Consider the following 7,154-nt stretch of genomic DNA (forward strand, 5'->3'; position numbering starts at 1 on the left):
GCCTTACCGGTCGCTTCGAGCATAGCCAACTGGGGTGTCGTCGGGAATGTCCGGTTGTGGCCGACCGTTCGAGCGGGAGGGGTGCAACCGTTGCGGACGCGCCCCTCCGTGTCAACTACGGAATCTGCGACTTCGTCGCCTTTGACGCAATCAGCTGAACCAACAATTCATCGCGTTGGCGGAGCATCCCAGGGAAATCACGGCCCTCCAGTTCGGCATCGACGCCCTGTGCAATCTGATGGATGTAGTCGTCCGTCTCCGGATACTTGCCGAGGTCGCGTGCCCATTCACGCTGGGAGGCGCCCAGATGCTGCAGCAGGTGGGTGATGCCGCCGGGCCCACCGGATGCATGCAGATTGATGAACGGGCCGAGCAACGCCCATCGCAGACCCGGGCCGTACGAGATCGCGGTGTCGATGTCTTCTACCGACGCGACGCCTCTCTGCACCAACGAGATGGCTTCCTGCCAGAGCGCCACCTGCAGGCGGTTCGCGATATGGCCCTTGACTTCCTTGTTGATGCGGATGGCCTTCTTGCCGGTCGACGCATAGAACGCCATCGCCTTGGTCACGTTCTCGACGGACGTCAGCTTGCCGCCTCCGACCTCCACCAGTGGGATGAGGTGGGGCGGATTGAAGGGGTGGCCGAGCACGATGCGTTCCGGATGCCTGGCACCCGCCTGGATGTCGCTGATAGACAAGCCGGACGAAGACGAAGCGATGATGACATCGGAATTCGCGGACGCTTCGATGGTCGCGATCAAGGCGTGTTTGACGTCCAGCCTTTCGGGGCTGCTTTCCTGGATGAAGACGGCGTCCTGCACGGCTTGCGCAACGTCCGTCGTGAAAGACAGCTTGTCCCTCGACGCGCCGTCAACCAGGCCGAGCGCCTCGACGGTTGGCCAGTACGCGTCGACCCACTCACGCAGGCGCGCCTCGGCGCCAGGGCCCGGATCGGTTGCGCTGACTTCGAAGCCCTGGGCCAGGAAGTGGGTGGCCCAGCCTGCACCAATGACGCCAGTGCCGACGACGGCAACCTTCATATTCGTTTTCTCCATGATCTCGATCGGTTCAACGCAGTGGAGGCAGGCCGATGATCTCGCGCGCTTCAGCCGGCGTCGCCGGCTCATAGCCCATCTCGCGAACCAGCCGCACGAGTCGCTCGACGAGTTGCACGTTGGTGGCCAGCACGCCTTGCTCGTAGTAGAGGTTGTCCTCGAGCCCGACGCGAACATGACCGCCCAGCAGCAGCGAGTTCATCGCTGCCGGCAGCTGCGCGGCACCGATCGCGCTGACGTTGAACACCGTCTTCGCCGGCAGGTGGTCCACCATCGTCTGCAGCAATCTTGGCGTATAGGGCAAGGCGCCCTGGAAGGCATTGGCACCGATGACGATGTTGATGAAGTGGGGAGCGTCGTCGAGGCCCTCGTTGAGCGAGCGCTGGACGTCCTGGACAATGTCCGCCAGACCGAACACCTCCCACTCGGGCTTGATGCCGCGTTCCTTCATCATTCCGGCAATCTGGCGGATCCACGTGGGCGGCGTCGCCACCAGGATCTCCTTGCCGCCGAAGCTCGCGATGACCGTCTGCGCATCGAGCGTGCACATTTCCACGCCTTCGCCTTGCATGCCTTTCAGGCGCTCCTCCCACTGGATTTCCCACAAGCCGTTGGGGAGCTCGCGCACCATGTCCCCGTTGATGCCGCCACCCGTCGAGTTGTTCAGGATGATGTCGCACTTGTCTCGGATCAAGCGGTTGATGCGGGTGTAGATCGACGGCTCGCAGGTCGCTTCGTCGTCGGAACGGCGCGCATGCACGGCCACCAGGCTGGCACCGGCGTTGTAGCAACGGTAGGTGTCATCGGCGATCTCCTGCGGCTGCGTCGGCAGGTTCGGGTTCATCTTCTTGGTGGCCATGCCGCCGGTCGGGGCAATGGTCACGATGATTTTGGGCTTGCTCATGGTTCGGGTCTCGAGTGAAGGGAAGTGAGGAGGAATCGGGTGGTTGCGTGCGGCTAGTGGCCTGCGGCGTCACCTGCGGTACCGACGCGCACGGCACTCTTGGGCAGGGCAATCAGGATCGTGAGTCCGCCGACGATCACCAGTGCGGTCAAGGCGCCCAGGCCCATCTGGATGCTGCCGGTGACGCTCTTGATCCAGCCGATCACCGTCGGGCTGACAAAGCCTCCCAGGATGCCCAGCGAGCTGATCACGGCGATGCCGGTCGCCGCGGCTTCGCGACTCAGGTAGGTCGGCGGGATCGACCAGAACAGCGAGCCGCCGCCGAAGATGAAGAACGCCGCGATGCACAACAGCACCATCACCGGCGCGAAGCTCGTGCCAAGGAAAGAGGTGGCAAACAACGCGGCGGCGCCCACGACCAGCGTTCCACCGACGTGCCAGCGACGTTCCTTGAACCGGTCGGAACTGCGGCTGATCACCAGCACGCCGATGGCGCCGAAGATGTAGGGCACGGCGGTGATCCAGCCGATCGCCCCGATGTTCGAGATGCCAAGGCTCTTGATCATCGTCGGCAGCCAGAACGTGACCGTGTAGACCGCGCAGGCGCAGCAGAAATAGACGAAGGCCAGCACGTAGGTCTTCGGGTCTGCCAGCGCGGCGGCCAGCTTGCCGTGGTGGCCGGGCTTCTGGTCGACCTTGTGGTCGGCATCGAGCACCGACTGCACGAGCGCCTTTTCGCGGTGGTCCAGCCAGGATGCCTCGGCCGGCTTGTTCGGCAGCAGGCGAAAGAGCAGGAACCCCAGCAACACGGTCGGCAGCCCTTCGACGATGAACAGCCACTGCCAGCCGTGCATGCCGCCGAGGCCTTCCATGCCCCCCATGATCATTCCTGACAGAGGGCCGCCGAGCACGCCCGTGATCGGCATGCCGAACAGGAACAGCCCGGTCACGCGGCCGCGGCGGTGGCTCGGATACCAGTACGTGAGGTACAGGATGATGCCGGGGAAGAAGCCGGCCTCGAACACGCCCAGCAGCAGCCGGATGCCGTAGAACTGCCAGGGCTCGGTGACGAAGGCCGTGGCGGCGGAGGTCAGGCCCCACAGCACCATGATGCGCAGGAACGTGAGGCGCGCGCCGATCTTCTCGAGCAGCAGGTTGCTGGGTACTTCGAACAGCAGATAAGTGACGAAGAAGATGCCGGCGCCCAACCCGTAGACCGCGTCGGAGAAAGCCAGATCCTGCTTCATCTGAAGCTGGGCGTAGCCGATGTTGATGCGGTCGAGAAAGGCGAAGATGTAGGCGATCAGCACGATCGGCATCACCCGCCAGCTGATCTTGCGGTAGACCTTGTCTTCGGTAGAGCGCAGCGGTGGTGCTCGGTAGATGTCTGCGACCCCGTCGACCGCTGACGTTGCGTGGTTCATTGCGTGTGTCCTTGTGATGGCGCCATGCCAAGACACGCATCATTCCGGGCGGAACGCATTGACGCAGTCGATGCGCCGACAGTTGAAATAAGGGTAAACACGGGCTGCGCCGCGCGCCCCTCGAAACGCCTACTGCGCGAGTTTCTGCAGACTGGGCAAGTCGAGCACGACGATGCCGCCGTACTCGCTTTGCACGAGTCCGGCACTCTTGAAGCGCGTCAAGGCGCTGTTGCAACTCTGGCGCGAAACGGCGGCGAGATTTGCGAGTTCCTCCTGCGACAACTGCAGATGCCGCTCGCCCCGTGGATTCAGCAGAGGATGCACCATGCCCACAAGCGCGCGTGCCACCTGGTTGTCGGTGTCGAGCAGGCCATGCGCCGCGTAGTTGCCCATGAACCAATGCAGCCGATCATTGACCTGCGTCAGCAGGAAATCATTGAACGACGGCCGGTGGTGGCGCAGCCATTCGAAGGTGTCGAACGGTATCTCCGCGACCCGGCTGTAGCGCRGCGCGACGAGGTCCGACTGGCGCGGCTCATTGCGAATCAGGGTGCCCTCGCCGAACCAGCTGCCCACCGATTGGCCGCCCAGGGTCACGGTTCGCCCGTCGGGCGCGGTGATGGCCCACTTGATCAACCCTTCGAGAACGCCATACCAGGCGTGCTGCCGTTCGCCCTGATGGCTGAGCGAATCGCCCAGCGCCACCGCGCGCTCCGACGCATCGCTGCGCACCTGTGCCCGTGCAGGCTCGTCAAGCGCCATGAACCACGCCGACTGCCCCAACAGTTCGTCGAGGGTGAGTGAAGTCGCATGCGTGCGTTGGGGTCGGGCCATCCATGTCTCCTGGGGAGCGGCATGCCGACCGTCGCGCATGTCACGAAAGAACAAGGGAAAACCCTGATCTCGAGTGTCGATGCATCGACTGTGCGTCTTCGAGCCGCCAACAACAATCATCCCATTCGCAACAGGAGCTTGAAACCCATGAGCAAGACCATCGTCTACGGCATCGACGTCCAGTTCGGCGACTGCGATCCCGCAGGCATTGTCTTCTTCCCCAACTACTCGCGATGGATGGATGCTGCATCGCATCACTACTTCACTGCTTGCGGGCTGGCGCCGTGGCGAGCGATGGCGGAGTTGCCGGGCTGCGTCGGCGCGCCGCTGCTGGAAATCCACAACCGCTTTTTTACCTCGGTCACCTACGGCGAGCGCATCGACATCCAAACCAGCATCGAGGAGTGGCGAGGCAAGGTCTTCATCCAGCTCCATCGCGTGATGCGTGGCAACGAGCTGATCTGCGAAGGGCGGGAAACGCGTGCGCTGTGCGTGCGGGACGACAGCGGCAGGCTCAAGGCGGTGCCCGTGCCCGACTTCATCCGTGCCGCCTGTGCCTGAACAACTGCGGCGTGCCAGCATCCAACAAGGCGTTGCGCACCCGTCATCCACGACCATCTTCACGAGGCAAACAACCATGAACACATCAATCGCTCTGGAGGCAACATGCAGTTCTATCTGAATGGCTACGCGCCCGGCGACCCCGACATCGCCAAGGAGAAGCTCCCTGACACAGTCGACGTTCTTGTCATCGGCAGTGGGCCCGCAGGGGCGTTGCTGGCCGCACAGCTGTCGAACTTTCCCAACATCAGCACGCGACTGGTCGAACGCCGCAGTGGCGCGCTGCAGGTCGGTCAGGCGGACGGCATCGCCTGCCGCACGGTTGAAATGTTCGAGGCCTTCGGTTTGGGGCAGAAGCTCATGCGCGAGGCCTATTGGGTGAACGAGACCGTCTTCTGGCGTCCGTCGAAGCAGGATCGCTCCCGAATCGAGCGCACGGGCCGCATCCAGGACACCGAGGATGGCTTGTCGGAGTTCCCGCATCTCATCGTCAACCAGGCCCGCCTGCAGCAGTATCTGCTCGACTACATGCGCATGTCGCCGACGCGGCTCGAGGCCAACTACGGACTGGAGTTCGTCACCCTCAAGGTCGAACCCGAAGGCGAGCACCCGGTCGTGGTCACGCTGCGCGATGTGGGCAAGGGATCGGAATCCACCGTTCGCGCCAAGTACGTGGTTGGCTGCGACGGTGCGCACAGCCGGGTGCGCGAATCGATCGGGGCTGTGCCGCGCGGCGACTTCGCCAACCACGCCTGGGGCGTCGTGGACATGCTGGCCGTCACCGACTTCCCGGACATCCGGCTCAAGGCCGCCATCCAGTCCGCGGACGAGGGCAACATCCTGCTCATCCCCCGGGAAGGCGGATACATGGTGCGGCTCTATGTCGACCTCGGCGACATCGATCCGAACAAGCGCGAAGCCTTCCGTGACATCACCCAGGAGAAGGTCCTCGAGACCGCCCGGCGCGTGCTGCACCCGTATACGCTCGACGTGAGAAGCGTGGTGTGGTTCGCGGTGTACCAGGTCGGCCAGCGCGTCACCGACCGGTTCGACGACGTACCGGAGGACCAGGTCGCAACCCGTCTGCCGCGCGTCTTCATCGCCGGCGACGCCTGCCACACGCACAGCGCGAAGGCCGGGCAGGGCATGAACGTCTCGATGCAGGACACGTTCAACCTCGGTTGGAAACTCGCCTCCGTTCTCGATGGACGCGCCGGGCCGGAACTGCTGCGCACCTACTCCGCCGAGCGCCACGCGATTGCCCAGGGGCTCATCGACTTCGACAAGGAGTGGTCGAAGATCATGGCGTCGCCACCGAAGGATCCGAGCCGCCCGGAACTCGGAGGTGTCGACCCGCAAGAGCTTCAGGCTTACTTCGTAAAGTCGGGACGTTACACGGCAGGTGTTGCGACGCACTACGCGCCGACGACGGTACTGACAGCCGAGGCGATCCACCAGGATCTCGCCAAGGGATTCACGATCGGAACGCGTTTCCACTCGGCTCCCGTCGTGCGCCTCGCCGACGCCAAGCCGGTGCACCTCGGTCATGCGGCCCGTGCCGATGGCGCCTGGCGCGTCTACGCGTTCGCCGACGCCGGCGGCGAGCGGCTGCGCGACCTCACCGCCTATTTGTCGGAATCGCCAGACTCGCCGGTCCGCCGCTTCACGCCCACGGGCGCTTACATCGACAGCGTCATCGACGTTCGCGCGGTCTTCCAGCAGGGACACCTCGATCTCAAGGTGGAGGAACTGCCTTCCATCCTGATGCCGCGCAAGGGGTGCTTCGGTCTCATCGACTACGAGAAGACCTATTGCCCTGACCTCAAGAAGGGCTCCGACATCTTCGATCTGCGCGGCATCGACCGCGAGAAGGGTGCGATGGTCGTCGTGCGTCCTGACCAGTACGTTTCGAACGTGCTTCCGCTGGACGCGCATGACGAACTCGCTGCCTTCTTCGGCCAGTTCCTGCTCGATCGTCACTAGGCTGGGCGAGGGAGCGGCGGGCTATGTCCGCAACTTTGAAAACGGCGCTCGTAAGCCGTTGATTTTGTTGGCCCCGCAAGCGTGACAACCTTGGAGAAACTCAACTGTGAGTCGCCGGCCAAGCCGCCGATGCTCAAACCGATTACGATGGCGTCCCACATAAGGCCTCCCGCTGCCACTGGGGTGGCACAGGCACACAGCATCGCGCGGCCCCTCGACAAGCGGTTGACCCTCCGCAAAACAGGTGCTCAGTCCTTGATCGCAGTCAAGGCCGCGCGGCCGAACCATCCCAGAATATCCGTTGAACGCTCCCCTCTTGACGCTCGTGGAGGTGATACATGGACGACGAAATCAGAAGGAAGATCCTGGCGCTGCTGGATCAGCATCGAAT

At 63.6% G+C, this 7,154-nt stretch carries 6 protein-coding genes; 2 read left to right on the forward strand and 4 right to left on the reverse strand.

What is annotated here, in order from left to right; genetic code table 11:
• Window positions 1-115: 115 nt before the first annotated feature.
• From AC1D2E_RS33885 to AC1D2E_RS33900, 4 genes are all read right to left on the reverse strand, one after another.
• On the reverse strand, window positions 116-1,042 hold the full coding sequence (locus AC1D2E_RS33885) for a 3-hydroxyacyl-CoA dehydrogenase NAD-binding domain-containing protein (protein ID WP_478201471.1): 927 nt from the start codon (window positions 1,040-1,042) through the stop codon (window positions 116-118).
• A 28-nt stretch (window positions 1,043-1,070) separates the two neighbouring features.
• A complete protein-coding gene (locus AC1D2E_RS33890) occupies window positions 1,071-1,961 on the reverse strand; it encodes a beta-keto acid cleavage family enzyme (protein ID WP_478201472.1) in 891 nt (296 codons plus the stop codon).
• Between the two features lie 53 nt (window positions 1,962-2,014).
• Window positions 2,015-3,385 carry an MFS transporter gene (locus tag AC1D2E_RS33895; RefSeq protein WP_478201473.1) on the reverse strand — a complete coding sequence of 457 codons (1,371 nt, stop codon included), beginning with the start codon at window positions 3,383-3,385 and terminating at the stop codon, window positions 2,015-2,017.
• Between the two features lie 129 nt (window positions 3,386-3,514).
• Entirely contained in the window at window positions 3,515-4,219 is a 705-nt protein-coding gene (locus tag AC1D2E_RS33900) for a Crp/Fnr family transcriptional regulator (protein ID WP_478201474.1), read from the reverse strand.
• Between the two features lie 147 nt (window positions 4,220-4,366).
• On the opposite strand from AC1D2E_RS33900, the gene AC1D2E_RS33905 reads away from it, so the two are divergent.
• Both AC1D2E_RS33905 and AC1D2E_RS33910 read left to right on the forward strand, forming a co-directional pair.
• Entirely contained in the window at window positions 4,367-4,780 is a 414-nt protein-coding gene (locus tag AC1D2E_RS33905) for an acyl-CoA thioesterase (protein WP_478201475.1), read from the forward strand.
• Between the two features lie 105 nt (window positions 4,781-4,885).
• Entirely contained in the window at window positions 4,886-6,763 is a 1,878-nt protein-coding gene (locus AC1D2E_RS33910; protein WP_478201476.1) for an FAD-binding monooxygenase, read from the forward strand.
• The last annotated feature ends 391 nt before the right edge of the window (window positions 6,764-7,154 follow it).

It is taken from the genome of Variovorax sp. P1_H2, assembly GCF_056405295.1.